This is a genomic window from Streptomyces sp. NPDC048248, assembly GCF_043201875.1.
Lineage (GTDB): Bacteria > Actinomycetota > Actinomycetes > Streptomycetales > Streptomycetaceae > Streptomyces.
Window position 1 is genome coordinate 207,749 of sequence record NZ_JBICZL010000009.1, and the last position, 22,684, is coordinate 230,432.

Annotated in this window: 17 protein-coding genes; 9 read left to right on the forward strand and 8 right to left on the reverse strand. The window is 73.0% G+C overall.

Features of this window, described 5'->3' with window-relative positions:
- Window positions 1-89: 89 nt before the first annotated feature.
- Both ACGFZW_RS21145 and ACGFZW_RS21150 read left to right on the forward strand, forming a co-directional pair.
- On the forward strand, window positions 90-413 hold the full coding sequence (locus ACGFZW_RS21145) for a chorismate mutase (RefSeq protein ID WP_393894699.1): 324 nt from the start codon (window positions 90-92) through the stop codon (window positions 411-413).
- A gap of 900 nt (window positions 414-1,313) precedes the next feature.
- Window positions 1,314-2,360: an LAETG motif-containing sortase-dependent surface protein gene (locus tag ACGFZW_RS21150; RefSeq protein ID WP_393894700.1), complete on the forward strand. Its 1,047-nt coding sequence runs from the start codon at window positions 1,314-1,316 to the stop codon at window positions 2,358-2,360.
- A gap of 67 nt (window positions 2,361-2,427) precedes the next feature.
- Here ACGFZW_RS21150 and ACGFZW_RS21155 read toward each other — a convergent pair whose 3' ends face one another.
- The 3 genes from ACGFZW_RS21155 to ACGFZW_RS21165 all read right to left on the reverse strand — a co-directional run bounded on the left by ACGFZW_RS21155 (window position 2,428) and on the right by ACGFZW_RS21165 (window position 8,231).
- Window positions 2,428-4,344: a GMC oxidoreductase gene (locus ACGFZW_RS21155; protein WP_393894701.1), complete on the reverse strand. Its 1,917-nt coding sequence runs from the start codon at window positions 4,342-4,344 to the stop codon at window positions 2,428-2,430.
- A gap of 72 nt (window positions 4,345-4,416) precedes the next feature.
- Window positions 4,417-6,147 (reverse strand): succinic semialdehyde dehydrogenase, encoded by a 1,731-nt coding sequence (locus ACGFZW_RS21160; RefSeq protein WP_393894702.1) that lies wholly within the window; start codon window positions 6,145-6,147, stop codon window positions 4,417-4,419.
- 185 nt (window positions 6,148-6,332) lie between these two features.
- Window positions 6,333-8,231, reverse strand: a complete 1,899-nt coding sequence (locus tag ACGFZW_RS21165) for a serine/threonine-protein kinase (protein ID WP_393894703.1) — start codon at window positions 8,229-8,231, stop codon at window positions 6,333-6,335.
- A 141-nt stretch (window positions 8,232-8,372) separates the two neighbouring features.
- On the opposite strand from ACGFZW_RS21165, the gene ACGFZW_RS21170 reads away from it, so the two are divergent.
- The 4 genes from ACGFZW_RS21170 to ACGFZW_RS21185 all read left to right on the forward strand — a co-directional run bounded on the left by ACGFZW_RS21170 (window position 8,373) and on the right by ACGFZW_RS21185 (window position 12,485).
- Window positions 8,373-8,843 (forward strand): hypothetical protein, encoded by a 471-nt coding sequence (locus tag ACGFZW_RS21170; RefSeq protein WP_393894704.1) that lies wholly within the window; start codon window positions 8,373-8,375, stop codon window positions 8,841-8,843.
- 152 nt (window positions 8,844-8,995) lie between these two features.
- Complete coding sequence (locus tag ACGFZW_RS21175) at window positions 8,996-10,054, forward strand: hypothetical protein (RefSeq protein ID WP_393894705.1); 1,059 nt, start codon at window positions 8,996-8,998, stop codon at window positions 10,052-10,054.
- 518 nt (window positions 10,055-10,572) lie between these two features.
- Window positions 10,573-11,235 carry a response regulator gene (locus ACGFZW_RS21180; RefSeq protein WP_393894706.1) on the forward strand — a complete coding sequence of 221 codons (663 nt, stop codon included), beginning with the start codon at window positions 10,573-10,575 and terminating at the stop codon, window positions 11,233-11,235.
- 5 nt (window positions 11,236-11,240) lie between these two features.
- Entirely contained in the window at window positions 11,241-12,485 is a 1,245-nt protein-coding gene (locus ACGFZW_RS21185) for a sensor histidine kinase (RefSeq protein WP_393894905.1), read from the forward strand.
- Window positions 12,486-12,640: 155 nt separating this feature from the next.
- On the opposite strand, the gene ACGFZW_RS21190 is transcribed toward ACGFZW_RS21185, so the two are convergent.
- Window positions 12,641-13,015, reverse strand: coding sequence for an STAS domain-containing protein (locus ACGFZW_RS21190; RefSeq protein WP_393894707.1), 375 nt, complete (start codon window positions 13,013-13,015; stop codon window positions 12,641-12,643).
- A gap of 498 nt (window positions 13,016-13,513) precedes the next feature.
- Here ACGFZW_RS21190 and ACGFZW_RS21195 point away from each other — a divergent pair, with 498 nt between their 5' ends.
- Together ACGFZW_RS21195 and ACGFZW_RS21200 are read left to right on the forward strand one after the other, a co-directional pair.
- Entirely contained in the window at window positions 13,514-14,239 is a 726-nt protein-coding gene (locus ACGFZW_RS21195) for a sigma-70 family RNA polymerase sigma factor (protein WP_393894708.1), read from the forward strand.
- Window positions 14,236-15,729 carry a zf-HC2 domain-containing protein gene (locus ACGFZW_RS21200; protein ID WP_393894709.1) on the forward strand — a complete coding sequence of 498 codons (1,494 nt, stop codon included), beginning with the start codon at window positions 14,236-14,238 and terminating at the stop codon, window positions 15,727-15,729. Before ACGFZW_RS21195 ends, ACGFZW_RS21200 begins: the two co-directional genes overlap by 4 nt.
- Before the next feature lie 111 nt (window positions 15,730-15,840).
- On the opposite strand, the gene purU is transcribed toward ACGFZW_RS21200, so the two are convergent.
- Complete coding sequence (purU, locus tag ACGFZW_RS21205) at window positions 15,841-16,731, reverse strand: formyltetrahydrofolate deformylase (protein ID WP_393894710.1); 891 nt, start codon at window positions 16,729-16,731, stop codon at window positions 15,841-15,843.
- 32 nt (window positions 16,732-16,763) lie between these two features.
- Window positions 16,764-17,222 carry a hypothetical protein gene (locus ACGFZW_RS21210; protein WP_393894906.1) on the reverse strand — a complete coding sequence of 153 codons (459 nt, stop codon included), beginning with the start codon at window positions 17,220-17,222 and terminating at the stop codon, window positions 16,764-16,766.
- A 171-nt stretch (window positions 17,223-17,393) separates the two neighbouring features.
- Between ACGFZW_RS21210 and ACGFZW_RS21215 the strand changes: the two genes are divergently transcribed.
- The gene (locus tag ACGFZW_RS21215; RefSeq protein WP_393894711.1) at window positions 17,394-18,746 is read left to right on the forward strand and encodes an ABC transporter substrate-binding protein; all 1,353 of its coding nucleotides are present in this window, start codon (window positions 17,394-17,396) and stop codon (window positions 18,744-18,746) included.
- A 120-nt stretch (window positions 18,747-18,866) separates the two neighbouring features.
- On the opposite strand, the gene ACGFZW_RS21220 is transcribed toward ACGFZW_RS21215, so the two are convergent.
- Together ACGFZW_RS21220 and ACGFZW_RS21225 are read right to left on the reverse strand one after the other, a co-directional pair.
- Window positions 18,867-20,798, reverse strand: a complete 1,932-nt coding sequence (locus tag ACGFZW_RS21220; RefSeq protein ID WP_393894712.1) for a hypothetical protein — start codon at window positions 20,796-20,798, stop codon at window positions 18,867-18,869.
- A gap of 198 nt (window positions 20,799-20,996) precedes the next feature.
- Window positions 20,997-22,391: a transcriptional regulator gene (locus ACGFZW_RS21225; RefSeq protein WP_393894713.1), complete on the reverse strand. Its 1,395-nt coding sequence runs from the start codon at window positions 22,389-22,391 to the stop codon at window positions 20,997-20,999.
- Window positions 22,392-22,684 lie beyond the last annotated feature (293 nt).

The window sequence follows — 22,684 nt, forward strand, 5'->3', positions numbered from 1 at the left end:
GCGCCCCGGGCCGACAAGGTCCGGGGCGCCTGCGTCTGTTCGGACCCGATCATCGGCTCCGGGGCCACACCACCCCAGGAGAGACGGACATGAGCACCGAGACCACCGCAGCCCCCGCCGCGACCGCGACCGCCCACGACGCCCCGGACACCGGCGCCCGCACCCCGGAGGCGGCCGGCCTGATCACCGACGCGCGGGGCCGGATCGACGATCTGGACGGGCGGATCATCGGCCTCGTACAGGAACGGATCGCCGTCTCGGCCGTCATCCAGCGCGAGCGCATCGGCTCGGGCGGGCGCCGGGTCAACCTCTCCCGCGAGATGGAGATCCTGGCCCACTTCCGCGACCAGCTGGGCAAGCCCGGCACCGCGCTGGCGATGACGCTGCTGGAGCTGTCGCGGGGCCGCATCTGAGGTGTGGCCGGATCCGCACCCTTTTCGGGGGCTCTGCACGGCGCACGGGCACCGGCGCGTGCGCCCGAAGCGACAGCCGCATCTGAGTTCGGTCGACCTCTCACCCGTACGGCGCGTGACCGGCCGCCGCCGGGCTTCGTTGTTCCCGGTGCCACGCCAGCCAGGCGCGGCCTGCAGGACTACGCGTAGACGCCGCCCCGCGGGCGGAAAGAACCGGAGCGATGAGACGCCGGCCGCTGACAGCGGCCCGTGTCGTGGGACCTCGTTCCGGTGCCGTGGCCGGTCAGCAGGGGACAGCAGCCCGGTCACATCCGATGGGGTGGTCGGTCCTGGGGACGCCCGGGGCCGACCGCATCCGGTCGAAACGGTTGCGCCGGGTGAGGCGCATCCAGGACGATGCTTGACGCACCACCCGCCGCGCCCGGCCGGTACCTCCGCACCGTCATTGGTCCCACCACCGCGCGGTTCGCACGACCCAGCACCACCCCACAGCCAGCGGCGCTACCCCCCCCCAGCGCCGCCCCTCGGTGCCGGCGCTGCCCTGACGCCGGCACCGAAAGCGAAGGGCCCCGTGGCCGTCCGCACCCCCCTCGCGGACGGCGCTCCGGGGCCCTTCGCTGTGTCTGCGCTGTGCACGCACTGTGCGTCCGCTTTTCGGCGGCTGTGCGGAAGTTGTCAGGCTGCTGTCCGATTGCTGTGGACGGGCTCCGTGGTCCCTGTGTGGCTGCTGTGACGAACGTGACGGGCATCACGCGACCCGATCTGTCCTGCCAGGGCAACCTTTTTCGGCCATCGCCGGTCATGTACCTGCAATCGCACGGCCATACCGCGCCCCACCGCGACGGCCCGCCACCAACGTGTGCCTCCCTAACGGCACTTTGGACCCGAGAGGTCTTCTCGATGAAGCTTCGCCGTGCCCTGACGGCTGCCGCCGCGACGGCCGTCATAGCCCCCGCCGCCCTCATGGCGGCCCCCGCCGCGTACGCGACGACCGGTCCCGAGACCGAGTCCACCGCGAGCGCCGACCCGACGCCGGGCGTCCCCGACCCCGAGGAGACCGACGACGCCACCGCGCCGTCCGAGACCCCCGGCACCGGCGAGACCCCGGGCGACGACACCGACCCCGGTGCGGAGCCCGGCGACGAGGAGGGCGAGCCGACCGGCACCGCCACCCCCGGCGACGACACCGAGCCCACCGGCTCGGCCGAGCCGAGCACCACCGCCACGCCCACCGAGAAGCCGACCGACGAGCCCACCGACGAGCCGGTCTGCGAGGAGGAGTCGGACGAGGCCGCGATCAGCACCGAGCTGCGCGGGCTGCCCAGCAAGATCGTCGCCGGCTCCGGCTGGAAGAACTTCACCTTCCGCGCCACCAACACCTCCGACAAGTCGATGAAGTCGGTCGACGCCTTCGTCGCGCTGGCCGGCATCAGCACCGACGACTTCGACGACATCTCCAAGCTCCTGACGGTGCAGTGGTACGACGAGAAGTCCGGCAGCTGGAAGGCGATCTCCGACGAGGAGGGCTACTTCGCCTCCACCTCGAACCTCAAGCCCGGTGAGTACGCCGACGCCAAGCTGCGCCTGAAGGTCGACGCCAAGACCCCGGGCAGCTACGGCTTCGCGTTCACCATCGGCGCGTACCACAACGAGGACGACGTCTGCGGCTACTCCGAGGTCTCGGAGTACGACTTCGACATCCTGGTCGCCGGCAGCAAGCCGGGCACCGTGCCGCCGGCCACCGGCAAGCCGGGCGAGAGCAAGCCCAACAAGCCCGCCCCGCAGGGCGGTCTGGAGAAGCTCCCGGTCACCGGCAAGCTCGCCGAGACCGGTTCGTCCTCCGCGCTGCCGACCCTCGCCCTCGTGGGCGGGGTCGCGATGGTCGTGGGTGCCGGTGCGATCTTCGTCGTCCGCCGCCGCAAGAGCGAAGGCGCCGCCGCCGCGTAACGGCGACCGTGAACGACAGTGGGGCCGCACCCGCCGGGTGCGGCCCCTTCGTCATGTCCCGCCCGCGTCAGGCGGTGTCGGTCGCCCCCGCCGGCTCCGAGCCCGCCGCGGACGCCTTCGGCGGGACCGGCGGGACCGCCAGGAACGGCAGGTTCAGCGCCCCGAACGCCTTCTCCGGGACCGCGGGGCTGACCGGCTCGACCGGCGCAAGCCGCCGGTACGCCAGGCCCTGAGCGGGCCGCGGGTCCTCCTCGCCCTTGTTCGGCCAGAACGACATCGCCCGCTCGGCCTGCGCGGTGATCGTCAGCGACGGATTGACGCCCAGGTTGGCGGAGACCGCTGCGCCGTCCACCACCGAGATGCCCGGGTGGCCGTAGAGCCGGTGGTAGGGGTCGATGACGCCGTGGTCGGCGTCCTCACCGATCGGGCAGCCGCCCAGGAAGTGCGCCGTCAGCGGCGTCCCCATCAGCTCGCCGACATTGCTGCCCGCGAAGCCGTTGATCTCCTTCGCGAGGAGGGTGGCCGCCTCCGCCGCCTCCGGGATCTGGTCCGGGTTGGGCGCGCCGTGACCCTGGCGCGCGGTGAGCAGGCCCTTTCCGATGCCGCTCGGCTTGCGGTACGTCGTCAGGGAGTTGTCCAGTGACTGCATCACCAGGCCGATGATGGTGCGTTCGGACCAGCGGCGGTTGGACAGCGAGCGCAGCAGCAGCAGCGGGTGCCGGACGCAGTTGGCGGCGAACGCGGCGGCGCGCGAGCCGCGGCCGGACCGGAGCGGCACCTGGAGGATGGACAGGCCGCCCATCGCGTTGGATCCCTTGCCGTAACGGACCGGTTCGATATGGGTGTTGGCGTTGGGATGGATGGACGAGGTGATCGCGACACCCCGGGTGAAGTCGGCGTCCTCGCCGTGCACCTTGCGGTAGCGGCGGTTGTCCGTCTGCGACCCGACGAGCGCCTCGGAGTTGGTCCGGGTCAGCTCACCCAGCTTGCCAGAGATCCCCGGCAGCAGGCCGCTGTCCTTCATCTTGTGCAGCAGGCTCTGGGTGCCGTAGGTGCCGGCGGCGATGACGACCCGGCGGGCGGTGAAGGTCCGGCCCCGTCCCTTGCGCTTCTTGTCGGTGGGGAGGGTGGCGACGGCGAATCCGCCCTGCGAGTCCTCGGTGACGGTGACGACGGAGGTCATCGGGTGGATGACGGCGCCGGCCTGCTCGGCGAGGTGGAGGTAGTTCTCGTTCAGCGTGTTCTTGGCGCCGTGCCGGCAGCCGGTCATGCACTCGCCGCACTCCGTGCACGCCTTGCGGGACGGGCCCTTGCCGCCGAAGTACGGGTCGGGGACCTCGGTACCCGGCGCGACCTTCGAGGAGCCCGTGTCCTGCCCGTTCACGGCGTCGCGGCCGTCGCCGAAGAACACACCCACCGGCGCGAGATGGAACGAATCGCCCACGCCCATCTTCTCGGCGGCGTCCTTGAGGTGGATGTCGGAGGGCGTCATCGTGGGGTTCAGGCGCACCCCCAGCATCCGCTTCGCCTGGTCGTAGTACGGCGCCAACTCCGCGTTCCAGTCGGTGATGTGCCCCCACTGCTGGTCCTCGAAGAACTGCGGCGGCGGGACGTAGAGGGTGTTGGCGTAGTTGAGCGAGCCGCCGCCGACACCGGCGCCCGCGAGCACCATGACGTTGCCGAGCAGATGCACCCGCTGGATGCCGTAGCAGCCGAGGGCCGGTGCCCACAGGTAGTCGCGGACGTGCCAGGAGTTCTTGGGCAGGGTCTCCCGGGTGAAGCGCCGGCCGGCTTCCAGGACGCCGACGCGGTAGCCCTTCTCGCTCAACCGCAGGGCGGAGACGGCGCCGCCGAAGCCGGAGCCCACGACGACGACGTCGTAGTCGTACTCGGGGTGGTCTTTCGGGCCCTTGCCCGGGCCGTCCTGGGCCCGGTCCGGTCCCTGGGGCGCGTCCTGATCGCGGGCAGAGTTCTCCTGGGACACTGGCTCTCCTGGATTTTTTTGGTTGGCGAGGAACCGACGGGGCCCGCCGGGCGGGCCCCGTGACTCAACCGTCTAGCGAAGACGGAGTGCCTTCATCGCGCGCAGGCTGCGGGTCATGAACTGTGCGTACTTCTCGTCCGTCATCCCGAAGGACGGCGCAAGCGGCATCACCCGCTGATGGGCGACGGTCTGCGCCTCGGTGTACTTGAGGATGCCCTCGGAGCCGTGCCGGCGGCCCAGGCCCGAGTCGCCCATCCCGCCCATCGGCGCCTGCACGCTGCCGTAGCCCGCGGCGTACGCCTCGTTGACGTTGACCGTGCCGGTGCGCATCCGGGCGGCGACCGCGCGGCCGCGCCGGCCGTCCTTGGTCCAGACGCTGGAATTCAGCCCGTACGGCGTGGCGTTGGCGAGCGCGATCGCCTCGTCCTCGTCGCCGAAGCGGTAGACGGACACGACCGGCCCGAAGGTCTCCTCGCCGCAGACGGCCATCGGCGCCTGCACGCCGTCGAGGATGGTCGGCTCGTAGAAGAGCGGGCCGATGTCGGGGCGCGGACGGCCGCCGGCGACGAGCTTCGCCCCCTTGGCGACGGCCTCCTCGACATGCCGGGTGACGGTCTCCAGCTGACGCTCGCCGACCAGCGAGCCCATGTCGGCGCCGTAGGCCAGGGCGTTGCCGAGCCGCATCGCCCTGGTGCGGGCGGCGAAGCGCTGCAGGAAGTCGTCGGCGATGGACTCGTGGACGTAGAGCCGCTCGATGGAGATGCACAGCTGGCCGGCGGAGGAGAAGCAGCCGCGGATCGCGCCGGCGGCGGCCTTCTCCACGTCGGCGTCGTGCAGCACCAGCATGGCGTTCTTGCCGCCGAGTTCGAGGGAGACGCCGACCAGGCGGGCGGCGGCGCCCCGGGCGACCTCGCGGCCCGTCGGGGTCGAGCCGGTGAACGAGACGTAGTCGGCGTGCTCGACGACGGCCGGTCCGACGACCGGGCCCGCACCGATCACGACCTGCCATACGTCCTCCGGCAGCCCGGCCTCGATCAGCTGCTCACGGGCCCACAGCGCGGTCAGCGCGGTCTCCGTGTCGGGCTTCATCACGACGGCGTTGCCCGCGACGAAGGCCGGCAGGGCATCGCCCACGGACAGTTCGAGGGGGTAGTTCCAGGGGGCTATCTGCCCGACGACGCCGCGCGGCTGGCGCAGCTCGGTGACCTTGGTGAGGGTCGGTACGACGCCGGTGTGGCCCTTGGGCTTGAGGTAGGAGGCGGCCTTGCGGCCGTAGTGGCGGGCCGCGACGGCGACCGCCTGCACCTCCTCATGGGCGTGCAGCCGGGCCTTGCCGGTCTCCAGCTGGATCAGGTCGAGCACCTCGGCCTGGCGGCGCAGCACCAGGTCGTGGAAGCGGAGCAGGACGGCGGCGCGCTGCTTGACCGGGACCTTCGCCCAGCGCTCCTGCGCGGCTCGGGCCCGCTCGAAGGCGGTGGCGACGTCCTCGGGGGTGGACTCCGGCAGGTCGGCCAGCTTCTCCCCGGTGAACGGGGTGTGGTTGGCCGTGCGGCCTCCCCCGCTGACGACACCCCGGGTGAGGCGGGCGGCCACCTCGGGGGTGACCACGTCCGCGGCGGTCCGGGTGCCGGCCGCGGCGGGCACGACCGGGTTGCCGTCGGCGGCGGGGTCGGGAGTACGGGGCGGCGCCGTGGTCGCGGCAGCCGTGGTCGCGGCGGCCTCGTCGGCGGTGGAGCTGGGGGTACCTCCCGCGCGAGCGGAGTCGAGCGCGGGGGATGTTCCGGTGTCCTGCGAGTCCGTCATGTCGGCGAGCGTATTCCTCCCCGGGCGCTTTGTGTACCCGGCAGTAACGAGTTTTCACGCCGCACACACAATCGCGCCAGTAATCGCTGGCCACAAGGGGTCTGGTCAGCGAGGACCCGACGATCGCATCCGGGCGGGGCAGCCTGGCCCGGCTCGCGCCCGCAGGCCGGCGCCCCGCCGGACGCTCAGGGCTTCGCGCTCCGCCGGGTCAGCTGGAAGGTGTCGAGCGCGGTGTCGAAGTGCCGCTTGGCCTCCGTACGCGAGCCGAGCGGCGAGGAGATCCACACGTCCATCATCCGTCCGCCCTCGTTCCAGCTGAGGTCGTAGGTGTAGCGCGGACCGGCGTCCTCGGTGGCGCCGTCCCAGGCGAACTCCCAGAGCCCGGCCTGGAATCCGTTGTGCGTGGTCTCGGTGACCTGGCCCTCACGGTAGCCCGGGTACTCGGTGGGGCCCTTGGCGTGGGCCGCCCGCATCGCGCCGAGCGGGCCCTCCGGCGACAGCTTCTGGAGGTGGATGCCGATCCGGAACCGCTTGTTCTCGGAGTAGTAGTAGACCCGCGGGGCCTCGTAGGAGCGCGTGAAGCCGTCCGGTACGGCGAGGGCGAAACCGAGCGGGTCGCGCACGATGCCGTACCCGGCAGGGGCCTTGGCCGTGACGTCCGGGACCGGCGAGGAGGTGACCGTGACGGTCGGGCGCGGCGTCCCGCCCGTCGGACCGGCGTCCGGTGTGCCCTGGGGGCCCGACGCCTGCTGGGACCGGCCGGCGCCGCCGTCCTTGCCGTTCGTGCCGTCGTCGCCGTTCTGGCTCATGACCAGGGCCGCGACTCCGGCGCCCGCACCGCCGAGCACGACGACCGCCAGCGCGATGAGCAGGCCGACGCGGGTACGGCCGGTGTGCGGGCGGGCGGCGGCGGCCAGCGCCCGGTCGTCGAGCGCGTCCGGGATCGGCATCCCGGGGGTGCGCCCGCCGCGCCCGCCGGGCGTACGGCTGTGGGTGCGGTCGGCGGGGGTGGGCGCGAGCGGCGTGGGGTCCGGGGCGGGGTGCACGGCCGGCTCGTCGGCCGGGTGCTCACCGGCCCGGCCGCCTCCGGGACCGTCGTTAAGTTGCGCGTGCCCACCGGCGCCCGGGTCGCCGGCTGCCGGTGCCACGGGCCCGCGCGGAGCGTTCGCCCCTGCCACGGCCTCGGCGCCGACCGCGCCGCCCGCCGGATGGGGGCCGCGTCCGGGCCCGCCCGGCCCGCGCTCGGGCGCGCGGCCCGAATGCAGATAGCCACGCAGCAGCCGCTCGGTCTCGGCGACGTCCAGCCGCTGCGCGGGGTCGCGCTCCAGCAGCCCGGTGACGACGGCGAGCAGCGGGCGCGCGGCCTCCGGCAGGGCGATCTCGTCGTAGACGACCGCGTGCAGCACGCCGCCCAGCGAGTCGCGGTGGAAGGGCGATTCGCCGCTCAGTGCGGCACACAGCAGCACGCCCAGGGACCACAGGTCCGACTCGGGTCCGGTGCCCCGGCCCGCCATCCGCTCGGGGGCGGTGTACTCGGGCGAGCCGACGAACCCACCGGTCTCGGTGAGCGTCGTGACGCCGGGGACCTGGGCGATGCCGAAGTCGGTGAGCACCACCCGTCCGGTGCCCGCCTCCATCAGGACGTTGGCGGGCTTGAGGTCACGGTGCAGCACTCCGCGGGCGTGCGCGGCCCGCAGTGCGCCCAGCAGCGCGATAGCGATCCTGGCCGCCTCACGCGGCGCGACCGGTCCGCCGCCGGCCAGCCGGTCGGCGAGCGACGGGCCCTCTACCAGCTCCATCACGATCCACGGCCGGCCGCCCTGCTCGACGACGTCATGCACGACGATCACGTTCGGGTGCTTGATCTGGGCGACGGTCCGCGCCTCGCGCACCGCGCGCTCACGCTGCCCACGCGCCTCGGACTCGACGGTCATCTCGTCCAGATGCAGCTGCTTCACGGCCACTTGGCGGCCCAACAACTCGTCGGTGGCACGCCAGACCGTGCCCATTCCGCCACGGCCAAGCCGTATGCCCAGGCGGTACCGGCCCGCGATCAGTCGGTCATCGCCCCCGAAGCTCCCCATGGGGCCATCTTGCCGCACGGCCCCCGCGCCGCAGGGGTCGGCACCCACCGCACCTGCCGCGGCGACCGGTTCCTGGCCGATGACCTGCGGTTAACGGCACTTTCGCAGCGGCACCGGGCCACGGGGTGATCCACTGGGCGCATGGAGGCAGTTGTTGCGAGCATCGTCGCCGTCGTCGGCACCCTGCTGGGTTCCGGCGTCACCCACGTCTTCCAGCGGCGGGCCACCGACCGCAGCGAGCGGTTCGCGCGCGAGGAGCGACTGCGGCAGGAGCGCATCGATGCCTACTGCGCCTACGCGGGCGCACTCCTCGACTACCGGAGGGTGCTGGTCTACCGCTGGTTCGTCCTCCACGAGGAGGGCCGCGAAGAAGAGGACACACCGGCACTGCGGGAGGAGCTCTACAAGAACCGCTATGCGGCCCAAGAGGCCATGTTCCGGGCGCAGATGGTGACCGGCGACCCGCGGATACTCTCCCTCTCCGAAGAAGTGATGACACACGTCACGGAACTCCACCGGGCCCAGGACCTGGAGACGCTCACCGCGCTGCGGGCCGTCACCCGTCAGGGGATTCGCGACTTCGTGGCGGCCACCGCCCCGCAGGTTCGCTGACGCCCGGCGGCCCCACGGGAGCCCGCATCGGTGTGCGAACCCCCCGACACGGGTGGAACCTCCACCGCCACTCCCGCCGTCCTTGACACAGTGAGGCTGCTGTACGGGACCAGCCGGTACGGCGGCTGCTTCGGGTGGATCGGGGGTCGGCCATGGTGATGCAGGACGGCGGAGCGGTGGACGTCCGCCCCGGCCCCGGCCCCGGACGCGCCGCACCGGAGCACAGCGGCGCCTATCTCGCGTCCGGCCTGTGCCTCGCGCTCTACGCGGGCGCGCTGATCGCCTGGACCGTCCACGGCATCTCCGGGAGCGACGCCGGCCTCGGGGGCTTCGTCGAGGGCCTGTTCAACCCGGGCGCCTCCCCCGCCTCGCAGGAGGTGGGCCCCTACGAGTGGGCATTCGCCGTCGCGTTCCTGGTCATCGCGGCGCTGGCTCTGGCGCAACGCCGGATCGCGCGCCCCGCCGCCCTGCTGTCCGCCTTCCTGCTGCTTGCCGTCTCCGCGCGCGAGGGCGTGGGCCTGCTGGACGCGGCCTATCGGGACCAGTACGGCAACGACGAGCTGGGCGGCTGGGCTCTCGCCACACGTGGCCTCGGACTGCTGGCGGCGCTGGTCATCCTGACCATGCTCTCCCCCGCCACCGAGCGCCGTGGCGGGGAGGCCGCGGACCGGCGGGCCGCGGGCGGGGCTCCCGAGGAGCTCGACGCCCGGTGGCGACGCCTGTCCCGGGTCTGCGGAGTGCTGTTCCTGGTGATGGGCGCGGCCCGCCTCGGCTGGGTGCTGCGGGGCCTCGCGGCGCCGGAGGTGGACACCGGCCGCTACCTGCGCGGCGTGCTCGACGCCTCCGAGCCGGGCCCGCTGCGGCTGGCCGTCACCGCCGAGTTCACCACCGTCGGCTCGGTGCTCGTGCTGCTGGTCCTCGGCGTACTCGCCGTACGGGGGCGGCGGGACGTCCGGGGTGCGCTGCTGGTGTTCGCGGCGGTGGAGCTGTACCTGACCGTCCGGACGGTGGTGTGGCTGACCGTGACGGACTTCTTCAACCAGTCCTTCGAGACGACCGAGGGCACGCTGTCCGCGGTGACGACGGCCTACAGCCTCGCGGCGATGACCTCGGTGGTACTCCTGGCGACGGGCCGCGGCTTCGTCCCCTACGGCAGCCCGCGCCCGGAACCCCTCCGCACGGCCTTGGACGGGCGGTACGGGGGGCGGTAGGCGGGGGCTCGTTCGTGCCACGCGTACCGCGTGAGCGTGCGCCGCTCACCATGGGCATCCGCCTGCCAGCGGGACGCGGTGGGGCCGGCTCGGCGCCGGGGCGAGACGCGGGACGACGCGCGCCCGGCCGGATGGTGCCGGTCTGCGCCGGATAATGCCTGGTCGTGGGGGGGGGGGGGCCCCCCGGCCCCCCCCCCCCCCCCCCCCCCCCCCCCCCCCCCCCCCCCACGACTGCCCTCCCATACGCCAAAGACGGCCGTCGCGTGTGGGGGTCGCGGCGGCCGCCAATGTGAACTGCAACGCGTATGGGGCTTGTGGCCTCTTCAGTGGTGCAGCATGTGAACCACTCTGCCCGCGGGTACCTCCCCGCGGCATCCTCCACAGGTCGCGGGCTCACCCCCGCCAGGTGGCGGGGGTGCGGGACCGCCTCGGGGCGGACCCGGTGGGCGGCGGGCGGAGTCGCGCGGGACCGGCGGTTCCGCGGCCTGGAACGGGTGCGACGGAGAAAGGGGCGGCCGGTGATCCGTGTCGCTGTGGTGGACGACGAGCGGCTCGTCAGATCGGGACTGCGGATGATTCTGGGGACCGCCCCGGACATCGAGATGGTCGCTGACTGCAGCGGGGCCGAGGCCGTGGACACCGTGCTGGAGAGCGCGGCGGAGGTCGTACTCCTCGACATCCGCATGCCGGACGTGGACGGGCTGACCGTCCTGCGGCGGCTGCGCGCCGTCCCGAAGCCACCGACCGTGGCGATGCTGACCACCTTCGACGCCCAGGAATACCTGACCGCGGCGCTGCGGGCGGGCGCGGCCGGCTTCCTGCTCAAGGACTCCGACCCCGAACAGCTCCTGCGCGCCGTACGGACCCTCGCGGCCGGCGGCAGCGTGCTGGACCCGGGCGTCACCCGGGCGGTCATCGGCGGCTACCTCACCGCGGAGGACCAGGCGGCCGCCACCCGCGCCGTCGACGGGCTGACACCGCGCGAGTCCGAGGTGCTCGCACTGCTCGGCGAGGGCCTGGGCAACGCCCAGATAGCCGACCGGATGGGACTCGCCCCCAGCACGGTCAAGGACCATGTCCGTGCCCTGCTGGCCAAATTGGGCGGTATCAACCGCATCCAGGCCGCCATCGTCGCCGACCGCGCGGGCCTGGTCACGGGCACGCCCCGAGGGACGTGGTGAGCGTGATCGCGGCGGCCCGCGGCCCGGTGGGTCGAGCAGCGCGCCGGATCGCCCCGGTCGTGGTCCCGGTGCTGCTCGCCGTCGCCGACGCGCTGCTCGTCAACGGTGTCGAACTCGCCCTGGAGCTGTGGGTGTCGGTGGTGGCCGCTGCGGCCCTGCTGATGCGCCGGCGCTTCCCGCTCCTCGTCTTCCTCTTCACCCTCCCGGGCCTCTACATCGGCTACATCTGGTTCGCGCCGATGATCGCCCTCTACACCCTCTCCGCGCGACGGCCGGGCCGGGCCAGACTCGGCATCTGCGCGCTGCTGCTGATCGCCGCGCACTTCTTCCCGTATCCCATCTCCGACCTCGATCTGTCCGAACACCGCGAGAACACCCTCGTGTTGATCGACGCCTGCGTCACCTCGGCGGCGCCGATCACCCTGGGCCTGCTGGTCCGCACCCGCCGCGAACTGGCCGTCCGGGTGGAGGATCTGACCCGCAGCCTGCGCCGTGAGGACCGGCTGCTGGCCGACCGGGTGAAGACGACCGAACGCGCCCGGCTCGCCCGGGAGATGCACGACGTCGTCGCCCATCAGGTCAGTCTGATCAGCCTGCAGGCGGGAGCCGTGCAGGTCAGCACGGAGGACGAGGCGGCCCGCACGGGCGCCAAGACGATCCGGGACCTGTCGATACGCACGCTGGAGGAGCTGCGGCACATGGTCGGCGTGCTGCGTGCGGCCGGCGGCGACGCGGAGGAGGCCCGCGGCCTCGCGCCCCAACCCGACCTGGACGAACTGCCGCGGCTGATCGAGATGAGCGCGCTGGACGTCACGTACGAGGGCGGGGTGGTGGCCGGCGCGAGCGGCGCGAAGACGGTGGAGCGGGCCGCCTTCCGCACGGTCCAGGAAGCGCTCACCAACGTCCGCAAGCATGCGCCGGGCGCGCGGGTCAGGGTTCGTGTGGATCCGGTGGACACGATCCGCACGACGCACCCGACGGGCGGGGACGGCACGGCCGTGGCGGACGCGGCGCGGGCGGCGGACACACGGTCCGCGGATGCGGCGGACGAGGGGACCCAGGGGCTGCGGGTCGAGATACGCAACGGTCCGCCGGACGCCACGGCGACCGCGCTTGCGCTTCCCGGGGGCGGGCACGGGCTTGTGGGACTGCGGGAGCGGGCCCAGAGCCTCGGCGGGACGCTGGAAGCGCGTCCCACGTCAGACGGCGGTTTCGTCGTACGGGCGGAGTTTCCGTACGGGGCGGGGTGAAGGGGGCGGCGGCAGGCCGAGAGGCCGGCCGCTTCGGGCCGGGCGGGTCGCTCCGTTGCGCGGGACGGAGCGTGGGGTAACGGCGTCGAGGCCGAGGGGGCTGAGCTGGGCGGTGCTGCTCGGTGCGGCCGGGTGTTCCGGGTGCTCCGTACGGCTCAGGCGGAGAGCGGCGCCGCGGCCTCGTCAACGGCCGTGTGCAGGTCGGGGTAGACCTCGAAGAGCCGGCGGACACCCAGTGCCGCCAGCACCCTGTTGACGTGCGAGCCGTCCACGGCCCCCTGCGCCGGCAGGATCAGCCGCAGCCGCCCCTGGCAGGAGCGCATCAGCCGGCGCGCGGCGATGAGCACGCCGACGCCGCTGGAATCGCAGAATCGCACCTCGGAGAGATCGAGCACGAGACTTCGCCGGCCGTCCGCCACCGCGTCGTGCACATGCTGGCGCACCGCAGGCGACGTGACCAGGTCCATTTCCCCGGACACCTGTAGTACGGCCCATTGGCCCTGTTCGCCCTCTGCCACCTTCAACGACACGCGCTCGAAGCCTTTCGCTCGCTTTCGGAACGGACGAGCCCCGGAGAGATCCGGAACGAATCCTTCCCCGGCTCGACTGCCCGGCCTCTCTCCCCTGAAACTCTTACGAATCCTTGGCGCAACAGGCCGCTCCCGCCCAAGGCTATGCCCCGCGGGCGACCACTTCGCCCCGCTGCCTGGTCACGCACGGATAACACATCCGTCGATACGGGCACGAACGATCCGCATCGGTCGGCCGTGATCAGGAATTTCCCGCTCAAAGTAGTGACTCCTTTACCATCCGCATCGGCCGTCCGGCTCGGTTTGTCGCAAACGAGCGTGCGTTGTCATACCCGCGCACTAGATTCGACGACAGGCCGGAGTGTGATCGTGGGCACAAATGTGGGCATGGGGTGGGCAGTGGTGCCGTAGAGGCGTCAGGAGGAATGACGGGGAGACGTCGACAGCGGTGTCGGTAGAGGTGTGAACTCGGCGGCGACGGACAGGTATGGGGGTCCGATGGGAAACGACGCACATCCGCGGTGGGACAGGCGGATGCAACAGCGGCTGGCCCGCGGCGAGGCCGCCGCGCTCGGCGAGCTGTACGACCGCTTCGCCTCCCTCGTGCACAGCCTCGCCCACCGCGTCCTCGACGACGAGGACGCCGCGGACCGCATCACCCGCGAGGTGTTCGCTTTCATCTGGGAGCACCCTGACTCCTACGACCCCAAGGAGGGCTCGCTGCGCTCCTGGGTCGCCGGGGTCACCCGCCACCAGGCCGTCCAGCGGCTGCGGCAGACCGAAGCCGCCTCGGCGCGCGACTGCGGCGCGGACGCCCCCGAACCCGCCGAGATAGAGCAGAAGATCCGCGACGCCTCCGCCGCCGCCCGCGCCGACTACATCGTCACGTCCATGCCCGCACCACTGCGGGCCGCCCTGGAACTGGCCTACTTCCAGCGGCGGGACTACCGCCAGACCGCCGCCGACCTCGGCGTCACCGAGGACGAGGCACGGCGCCGGCTCCGCCTCGGTCTTCAGCTGCTGTCCACCGCCCACAACCACCAGGCCCTGCCGCCCGCGGCGCCCCGCTCGTCCCACGCATCGCACGCCGCACCCTCATCGCCCGTGGCGTCCCACGCTCCCCAGCCACCGCACGCGCCCCGCAAACCGTGCCCACCCCATGCGCAGCGCGCGCTTCCGGGTTCCGTCCATCCACCCGGCCAGGGCCGCGGACGGTCCCTGTGAGCGGCCCCGACGAGTGGGACGGCCACCGCCCCGACGATCCGCACGAGCACCCCGGCCGGTCCGAACGCCACGGACCGCCGTCCGGCTCCCCTGACCCGCAAGGTTCACAGGGCCGCGCGCTTCCCGGCCGTCCGCGGATACCGTCACCGCGCAGCGCGGCCGAGGACTTCGGACCGCTGCCCGACGCCACCCCGCCGACGCGCGCACCGGAAAACGAGCGCGACGGTGCCGACTCCGCTCCCGGACGCGGTCCCGGGGCGGAATCCGGGGGCGATCCCGGGGCGCGATCCGTCCCGGAATCCGGGTCGGATCCGGGGCCGAGATCCGAGAGCGAGCCCCTCACCGTGCCCATCGCACCACCCGTGCCGACGGCTCCCGCCGCCCCGCCGCACAGGGTCCTCAAATCGCTGCTGGGCGCCTGGGCGCTGGCCGCGTGTTCCACCGAGGAGACGGCCTCCGTCGAGGCGCATCTGACGGACTGTGCCGCCTGCGCGGACGAGGCACTGCGGCTGCGCGACGCCGTCGGCCTGCTGCACCCTGCCGACAGCCTCGACCTCGACCCCCTGCTGCGCTCCCGCGTCCTGGAAGGCTGCCTGGGCCGCCGCCCGGCCCGTATCCCCGTCCCGGAGTGGGCGATGCCCTACGACGCGGAGACCGCCAAACTCGACGCGCTGCTGCGGGACATGGGCGAGGCGGAGTGGCGCGCGCCGGTGCAGCTGCGCTGGTTCGAGCACGAGCGCCCCGTCGAGCGGGAGACCACCGTCGCCGGCGTCATCGGCCATCTGATGGCGGTGGACGGCCTGCTGGCGACGGCTCTCGGCCTGCCCGACCCGCTCGGCACCGCTCCGCCGGGCGCCCCGTCGGGGCCCGCAGGCCGTACGGAGAGCTACTGGCAGGCGATGAGCGAGGAGCAGACCCCGCTGACCGCCCACGGACCGTGGCGCGACCAGAGCCACGCGCTGATCAGGACCGTCTCCTTCACCGGCCGCGGGGTGTCCGAGGTCGCCGTTCCCTACGGCGGGTTCAAGCTGCCGCTGCGCGACTCGTTCCTGGACCGCGCCTTCGAGTGCTGGGTGCACGCCGGCGACATCGCCGAAGCGGTGGACTACCCGTACGAACCGCCGGCCGCCGGCCATGTCCACCGGCTGGTCGACCTCGCCGCCCGGCTGCTGCCCGTCGCCCTGGCCGACCGCCGCCGGGCCGGGCTCGCCGCGCCGCCGCAGCGGCTCGTCGAGGCGGGCGCCCCCGGCCGCACCCTGCATCTGGAAGTGGAGGGCAACGGCGGCGGCCACTGGTACATAGCGCTGGACTCGCCCGCTGCGCTCGGCACCCCGGACCACACGGTCGCCCATATCGCCCTGGACAGCTCGGAGTTCTGTCAGCTGGCCGCCGGCCATGTCTCCCCCGAGGAGGCCGCGGCGGGCCAGCACGGCGAACGCGACGCCATCCGAGAGGTCCTGTTCGCGACCGCTTCGCTCTCCCGCCTCTGAGCGCACCCGTCTCTGAACGCTCCCGTCGGCCTGCCCGCTCCGGCACTCCGGCCGGACGGGCGACGGGACTCCCGGAGCGGGTGGGTGCCCCGGGAGAGTCGGAGGGGCGCGCTAGGCGAAGACGACGGTGCGGCTGCCGTTGAGCAGCACGCGGCGCTCGCTGTGCCACTTCACGGCACGGGCCAGGGCCTGGCACTCGACGTCCCGGCCGATGGCGACCAGCTGGTCGGGCGTGACCTCGTGGCCGACGCGCTCGACCTCCTGCTCGATGATCGGGCCCTCGTCGAGGTCCGCCGTGACGTAGTGGGCGGTGGCCCCGATGAGCTTCACCCCGCGGGCGTGCGCCTGGTGGTAGGGCTTGGCGCCCTTGAAGCTCGGGAGGAAGGAGTGGTGGATGTTGATGATCCGGCCGGACAGCGCCTTGCACAGATCGTCGGAGAGCACCTGCATGTAGCGGGCGAGTACCACCAGCTCGACGCTCTCGGCGCGCACCAGCTCCAGCAGCTGCGCCTCGGCCTCCGCCTTGTTGTCCCGGGTGACCGGCAGGTGGTGGAAGGGGAGGTCGTACGAGCCGACCAGCTCGGCGAAGTCCGTGTGGTTGGAGACCACGGCCGCGATCTCGATCGGCAGGGCGCCGATCCGGGAGCGGAAGAGCAGGTCGTTGAGGCAGTGCCCGAACTTGGACACCATCAGGATGACGCGCATCTTCTCGTCGGCCCGGTGGATCTGCCAGTCCATACCGAAGGAGTCGCCCACCGCGGCGAAGCTGGCCCGCAGCTTCTCGAGGCTCACCGAGGCGTCCGCACTGAAGTGGACGCGCATGAAGAACAGCCCGGTGTCGTGGTCGCCGAACTGCTGACTGTCCTCGATGTTGCAGCCGGTGATGAAGAGGTAACTGGACACCGCATGCACGATCCCCTGCTTGTCCGGGCAGGACAGCGTCAGGACGTACTGCTCGGACCGGTCGGGCCGGCCGGTCTGGGTGGGCTGGGTCTCGCTCATGACCTCATAGGGTCGCACACCTGCCGCGATGGTCAGGCAGGGGCGTCCAGGGCTCCGGTCATGATGGCCAGCACCTCCAGCGAGCGCGGCGGGACATCCGGGTCCTCGCCGTCCGCCGCCGACAGCTGCACATGCGCCTCGCGGGCCGCCTGGACCGCCTCCGGCCAGCCCTGATGCTGCATGTACGCGGCGACGGGGGCGTCCGCGCCGACCTGGTGCATGATCCTCAGCACCCGCAGCACGGCGGCGTCGACCAGGGCCGCCTCCTGGGCGTCCCGGAAGATCGTGCCGATGTACTTGTCCGCCGACCAGTTGTCGAGCCAGGTGTCCTCGACGAGCCGGTAGACGGCATCGGTGACGTCGCCGTACCCGGGGAGGCCGGCCAGCCAGGTCCCCTGCTGGAAGACGGGGTCGGAAAGCATGTGCAGCGCGGAGCGCACATTGCTGCGCCAGCGCCACCACGGCATGTCGTTGAGTGGCATGCCGCCCATGGTGGTGGAGCGGCGGCCGCGACGGGAAGACTTCTCCGAACCTTGCACAGTATTCGATCGTACGTTCCGCCCCGATGATCTCCCGCGGCCCCCCGGAGTTCACTCCGAGGTCACCATCCGTTGCCCTGACGTCACTCACCCGTTCCTGGTGGGGCGGAAGGGTTACTGCACATGACCGGACGGCGACGTTCCCTCCCGCGCCCCTTCTCCTCCGCTCCCGCGGTCGCGATCGCTTCGGCGGTGGCGTGTACGGCGGTCCTCGCGTCCCTGCTCTCGGCCTGCGGCACCCTCCCCGGCTCCTGGCAGGAAACCGGGGAGAAGGAGCCGATCACGGTGATGACCTGGGCCCCTCAGGGCACCAAGGCGACCAATATGCCGGGTATGCCGGCGATGGCCCAGGCCTACGCCCGCTGGGTCAACGCCCACGGCGGCCTCAGCGGCCACCGCCTCAGGGTCCTCACCTGCAACGACCACAACGACTCGGTGGCCGCCGCGCAGTGCGGCCAGCGCGCGGCGGACAAGGGCGCGGTCGCCGTGGTCGGCTCGTACAGCCAGTTCGGCCGTTCCTTCATGTCGCCCCTTGAGGTCAAGGGCATCCCCTTCATCGGCGGTTACGGCGCCTCCGACGAGGAGTTCGCCAGCCCGCTCTCCTACCCCGTCAACGGCGGCCAGGCGTCCCTCCTGGCCGGCAACGGGCGGCAGTTGGCGCGCAGTTGCGAGCGGGTCGCGCTGATCCGGCCGGACACCATCCAGGGCGACCAGATGCCGTCCCTGCTCAACTCCGGCCTGGAGAGCGGAAGTCGCCGCCCGGCACAGGACATCCGCGCCCCCGAGGACGGCACCGACTACTCGGGCGAGGTGTCCCGGGCGCTGGACGGCGTGGGCGCGGACCCGGGGGTCTACGGCACGGCGGCGGCCGGGGGGAAGGCGCACGGCGGGTGTGTGACCGCCTCGCTGGGCGACCACACCGACGCGTTCTTCGACTCCTTCCGGCGCCTCCAGCAGGACAGCCCCAAGGTGCGGATCGCCTCCGTCCTCGGCAGCGTCGGCCAGTCGCTGGTGAACCGCACTGGCGGCGGTTCCGGACCGTTGGAGGGCGCCTACCTCACCGGCTGGTACCCGGTCGCGAGCGACGCCCGCTGGGAGCCGATGCGCCGGGTCATCCACGACCACGCCTTCGGCGACAACCGCATCGACCCCGCCGACCAGGGCGTCCAGACGACGTGGATCGCCTACACCGTGCTGCGCGCCCTGGTGCGGCAGCTCGATGAGGAGGGCGTGAAGGACATCACCTCGCACGCCCTGCAGAAGGGGCTGGACCGCGGCGACCGGGCCATCGACACCGGCGGCCTGACGCCCAAGCTGCGCTGGCGGTCGGACGACATGCTCGCCGTCCAGGACTTCCCGCGCATCGTGAACGGCCAGGTGACCTACCAGGCGGTGCGGGACGGACAGCTGGTCGCCGTGAAGAACGGCTTCGTGAACGTCGCCAAGACGCTGGAGCGGCGGCGCACGGACAGCTGAGCGGCCGCCCGGCAGGGGCGAGACGCGACCGCGGCCAGGGGGCGGGTCCGCGCCGTCCGGTCGCCGCCGGCCTCGTCCGCCCGGAGTGCTCGGGCGGCGTTCAGGGCTGTCGGGCCGAGCTCAGAGCTGCTCGGGGCGGCGCTCCGTCAGGCTGTACTTCTGAGCGAGCGGGTTCCAGATCTTCGCCGCCTGCTGCTTGGCCTTCGTCGCCTCACCGCTGGCCACATTGCCCTCGGCGGCCTGCTTGGTGCCGCGGGCCCTGCCCTTGTGGCAGCCCTTCTTGCCTGCGACCTGGCCCGCCCAGGCGGCATAGTGGTTGTCCGCGGAGGCGGAGGACTGCCACGCCGTGGTGAGCGCCGCGGTCAGCGCGGCGTTGTCGGGGATCTTGTCGACGGGCAGCTGCCGCAGCCGCTGCACCAGGGCGTTGCGCTGTCCGGCCGCGGCCCGCAGGTCCTTGGCGGCCTTCCCCAGGTTGTCGCAGGTCTTGATGCTGTTGACGGCGTTGATCACGGAGGAGCGGCTGTTGTTGCTGTCCCCGAGGAGCGCGTCCAGCCCCTTGGCCTGTGCCTCGGCGGGGTCGGCGGACGGCTCCGCGGAAGGCTCCTTCGTCGCCGTCTTCTCCGTACTGCTGCCGGGGGACTGCTTCTTCGTTTCGTCGTCGCTGCCACCGCTCAGGGCCCAGCCGACACCGAGGCCGGCGCCCGCGAGCGCGAGCACGACGACACCGACGATGACGGCCGGGGCCAGCCGCCGGCGCGGTGCGCCGTGGCCGTCGTCGTAGGGCTGCCGGTCGGGGCCGCCGCCCTGCGGCGGGAACTGCCCGTGGCCCGGCCCGCCGTACGACGGGCGGCCCGGGTCCTCGAAGCGCGGCAGTTGCGCGGTGGCATCCGGCGCGGCCGCTCCCGGCGTACCGGAGTCGTTGCGGAAGAGCCCGTCGAACTCGGCGGGCGTCGGGCGGTCCCCCGGCGCACCCGGGCGTATCCCGTACGGCGCGCGCGGCGGTGGCGCGGGCACACCCGCACCCACCGGGGGGATCAGCGCAGTGGCCTCGGAGTCCGCGGGTCCGGCGCCGGGCATCGGCTGGGACTGCTGCGGCATCGGCTGCGCCTGGCGCCCCGCGCCTCCGTCCTGCGGCTTCACCCGGCGCAGCATCTGGGTGGACTCACCGGCCGTCTCGGGGCGCGAGGGCGCTTCGGGCGGCAGCGGCGCGACCCCGGGGCCCCCCTGCTGCGCGCCGACCGGCGGGATCAGCGCGGTCGCCTCGGCGTCTCCCGCGGCGGGCGGCAGGGGCGCTCCGGTCTGCGGGGACGCCGGGACGAGCTGCCCGGACGTGGCCTGGGGCTGCTGAGGCTGCGGCTGCTGAGGGTGCTGCCCGCCGTACTGCTCCTGCTGCTGCGGGCCGCCGTACTGCTGGGGCTGTTGGGGCTGCTGCTGTCCGTATTGCTGCGGAGGCTGCTGGCCGTACGCCTGCTGCTGGGGTTGCTGGGCGGCGTGCCCGCCGTAGCCCTGCTGCTGAGCCTCGCCGTACGCCGGTCCCTCGGGCGGCAGCGCGCCGCCCTGGCCGCCCTGCGCACCGTACGGCGGCATGAACGCCGTCGCCTCGGCGCCCGCGGCGGCCGGCAGCTGCGCGGGGGGCTGCTGCGGCATCGAAGGAGGCAGCGGCGGCAGCGGCGGCTGCCCCTGGGGCTGCTGCGGGTAACCCTCGCCCTGGGGCGGCAGCGCCTGCTGCGGCGCCGGGGCCTGCTGCTGCCCGTACGCGGGCGGCTGGGACTGGCCATAGCCCTGCTGCGGGGCGGATGCCTGTCCCTGGGGGTCTGTCTGTCCGTACGCCTGCTGCGCGGCGGGCGCCTGCCCCTGGGCGGGTGCCTGTCCGTACGTCTGCGGCCCGGCCTGCTGGTCGGGTCCCCAGGGCTGGCCCCACGGCTGTCCGGCCGGCGGCGCGGCCTGCTGGTCGGGGACCCACGGCTCACCGTTGGCGGGCAGCACAATGCCCTCTCGCGCGGGACCGGCCGCAGAATTCTGCGGGTCGTGACCCTGTCCGCTCTGCGTCACCGGGGGCTCCTACCATCGTGCAGACCTACGGAATCGTCGGCTCACGCTACCGGTTCGCAGCAACGTTCGACCACGTCCCCTGGTCACCACCCCCGCCGGCCCACGGGCGCGGTGACCGCGGACCCCCGGCGCACCGGGCGGACCGGAATCCCCGGCCCGCCCGGCGTCCCGCGAAACGCCCGTGACCGCCGCCCGCCCTTACGCCGCCACGGTCCGCAGCTCCATCCGGGCGCTGAACTCCCGCACGACCGGTTCGTCCCGATACGGCTCCAGGCGCAGCTGCAGGTCCTCCAGATACTCGGCGCCGCGGTTCGAACGCAGCGTGCTCAGCAGCTCCACCGCCTGGGAGCCCGTGTGGCAGGCCTGCTCGATCTCGCGCTGCTGCACCTGGGCACCGGCCAGCAGCACCAGCCCGATGGCACGACGCCGGGCCCGGCTCTCCGGGTGCTTGTCCAGCGCCTCCCTGGCCCGCTCCTCGGCGGGCCCCGGCTGCCCCAGGTCGCGGTGGCAGTGGGCCAGTTCATCGGCGAGGTACGCCTCGTCGAAGTGACTGATCCAGACCGGGTCGTCGCCCGCGTCGGCGGCGGCATCGGCGCGCTCCATCGCGGCGAGCGCCCGGCCCGCCACGGCCTGGAACGCCCGGCCGTCCCCCATCAGGGCGTGTCCGCGCGCCTCCGCCGCACAGAACATCGCCTCCGCACGCGGCGTGACATGCCCGCGGGCGCCCTCCTGCGCGGCCCGGGCCAGCTGGGCGATCTCCCTCGGATTGCCGAGCGAGGCGGCGAGGTGGCTCATGCTCGCGGCGAGTACGTAGCCGCCGTAACCGCGGTCACCGGCCGCCTGCGCCAGACGCAGCGCCTGGATGTAGTAGCGCTGCGCGAGCCCGGGCTGACCGGTGTCGACGGCCATGTAGCCGCCCAGCTCCGTCAGGCGGGCGACCGCCGCGAACAGCTCCCGTCCGACGGATTCGCGGTAGGAGCCGGCGAGCAGCCCGGAGACGACGCTGTTGAGGTAGTGCACGACGACCGGCCGGACGTGTCCGGCGCCGAACCGGTGGTCCAGCTCGCTCAGCGCCGAGGTCATCGCACGGACCGCCTCGACATCCGCCATGCCGACCCGGGAGCCGGCGCTGCGGGCGACCTGGCTGTCAGCGCCGGTGATCAGCCAGTCCCGGCTGGGCTCCACCAGCGCGGAGGCCGCGACCGTCGAGCCGCTGAGGAAGTCGCGCCGCCCGACGTCGCTGCGCCACAGCTCGCAGACCTGCTCGATCGCCCCGAGGACGGTCGGCGAGAACTGCAGCCCCACCCCGGACGCGAGGTTCTTGCCGTCGGCCATCCCGATCTCGTCGATGGTGACCGTGCGCCCCAGCTTCCGGCCGAGCGCCTCCGCGATGACGGCCGGAGCGCGGCCCCGCGGCTGCTGGCCACGCAGCCAGCGGGCCACCGAGGTCTTGTCGTACCGCAGGTCGAGACCGTGTTCCGCGCCGCACATGTTGACGCGGCGGGCCAGCCCCGCGTTGGAGCATGCGGCTTCCTGGATCAGCGCTTGCAGCCGTTCGTTGGGCTGCCGCGCGACGAGTGGCCTTGCGGCCATGCTGTACCCCCTGTTGCTGCTGCGCGTTCACCGTCGAACGCCGTTCCCCGCGATCAATTCCCCAGGAATATGCCGGATATCCGAGACTTCCGGGATACGAGCGATACACCTCTTCGGCGCTTTGTGGCAGATGCGTTGAATACGGGCTTCCGGTCGTCGCCCGTGGCGCCGTCGTGCGAAGCGTGACCGCCGGGCCTGGTGCGGCCCGGGAGTTGACCTGCGAGAAGGAACTGACGCGCGGTGCCCGAGCTGGGATCACGGCGCCGCTGTGCCCGGGCTCCCCCTCCTGCGCA

Bases quoted from the DNA above. Each gene is read 5' to 3' on its own strand.
- ACGFZW_RS21145 (WP_393894699.1), top strand. From the start codon at position 90: ATGAGCACCGAGACCACCGCAGCCCCCGCCGCGACCGCGACCGCCCAC.
- ACGFZW_RS21150 (WP_393894700.1), top strand. From the start codon at position 1,314: ATGAAGCTTCGCCGTGCCCTGACGGCTGCCGCCGCGACGGCCGTCATA.
- ACGFZW_RS21160 (WP_393894702.1), bottom strand. From the start codon at position 6,147: ATGACGGACTCGCAGGACACCGGAACATCCCCCGCGCTCGACTCCGCT.
- ACGFZW_RS21165 (WP_393894703.1), bottom strand. From the start codon at position 8,231: ATGGGGAGCTTCGGGGGCGATGACCGACTGATCGCGGGCCGGTACCGC.
- ACGFZW_RS21170 (WP_393894704.1), top strand. From the start codon at position 8,373: ATGGAGGCAGTTGTTGCGAGCATCGTCGCCGTCGTCGGCACCCTGCTG.
- ACGFZW_RS21175 (WP_393894705.1), top strand. From the start codon at position 8,996: ATGGTGATGCAGGACGGCGGAGCGGTGGACGTCCGCCCCGGCCCCGGC.
- ACGFZW_RS21195 (WP_393894708.1), top strand. From the start codon at position 13,514: ATGGGAAACGACGCACATCCGCGGTGGGACAGGCGGATGCAACAGCGG.
- purU (WP_393894710.1), bottom strand. From the start codon at position 16,731: ATGAGCGAGACCCAGCCCACCCAGACCGGCCGGCCCGACCGGTCCGAG.
- ACGFZW_RS21210 (WP_393894906.1), bottom strand. From the start codon at position 17,222: ATGGGCGGCATGCCACTCAACGACATGCCGTGGTGGCGCTGGCGCAGC.
- ACGFZW_RS21215 (WP_393894711.1), top strand. From the start codon at position 17,394: ATGACCGGACGGCGACGTTCCCTCCCGCGCCCCTTCTCCTCCGCTCCC.
- ACGFZW_RS21225 (WP_393894713.1), bottom strand. From the start codon at position 22,391: ATGGCCGCAAGGCCACTCGTCGCGCGGCAGCCCAACGAACGGCTGCAA.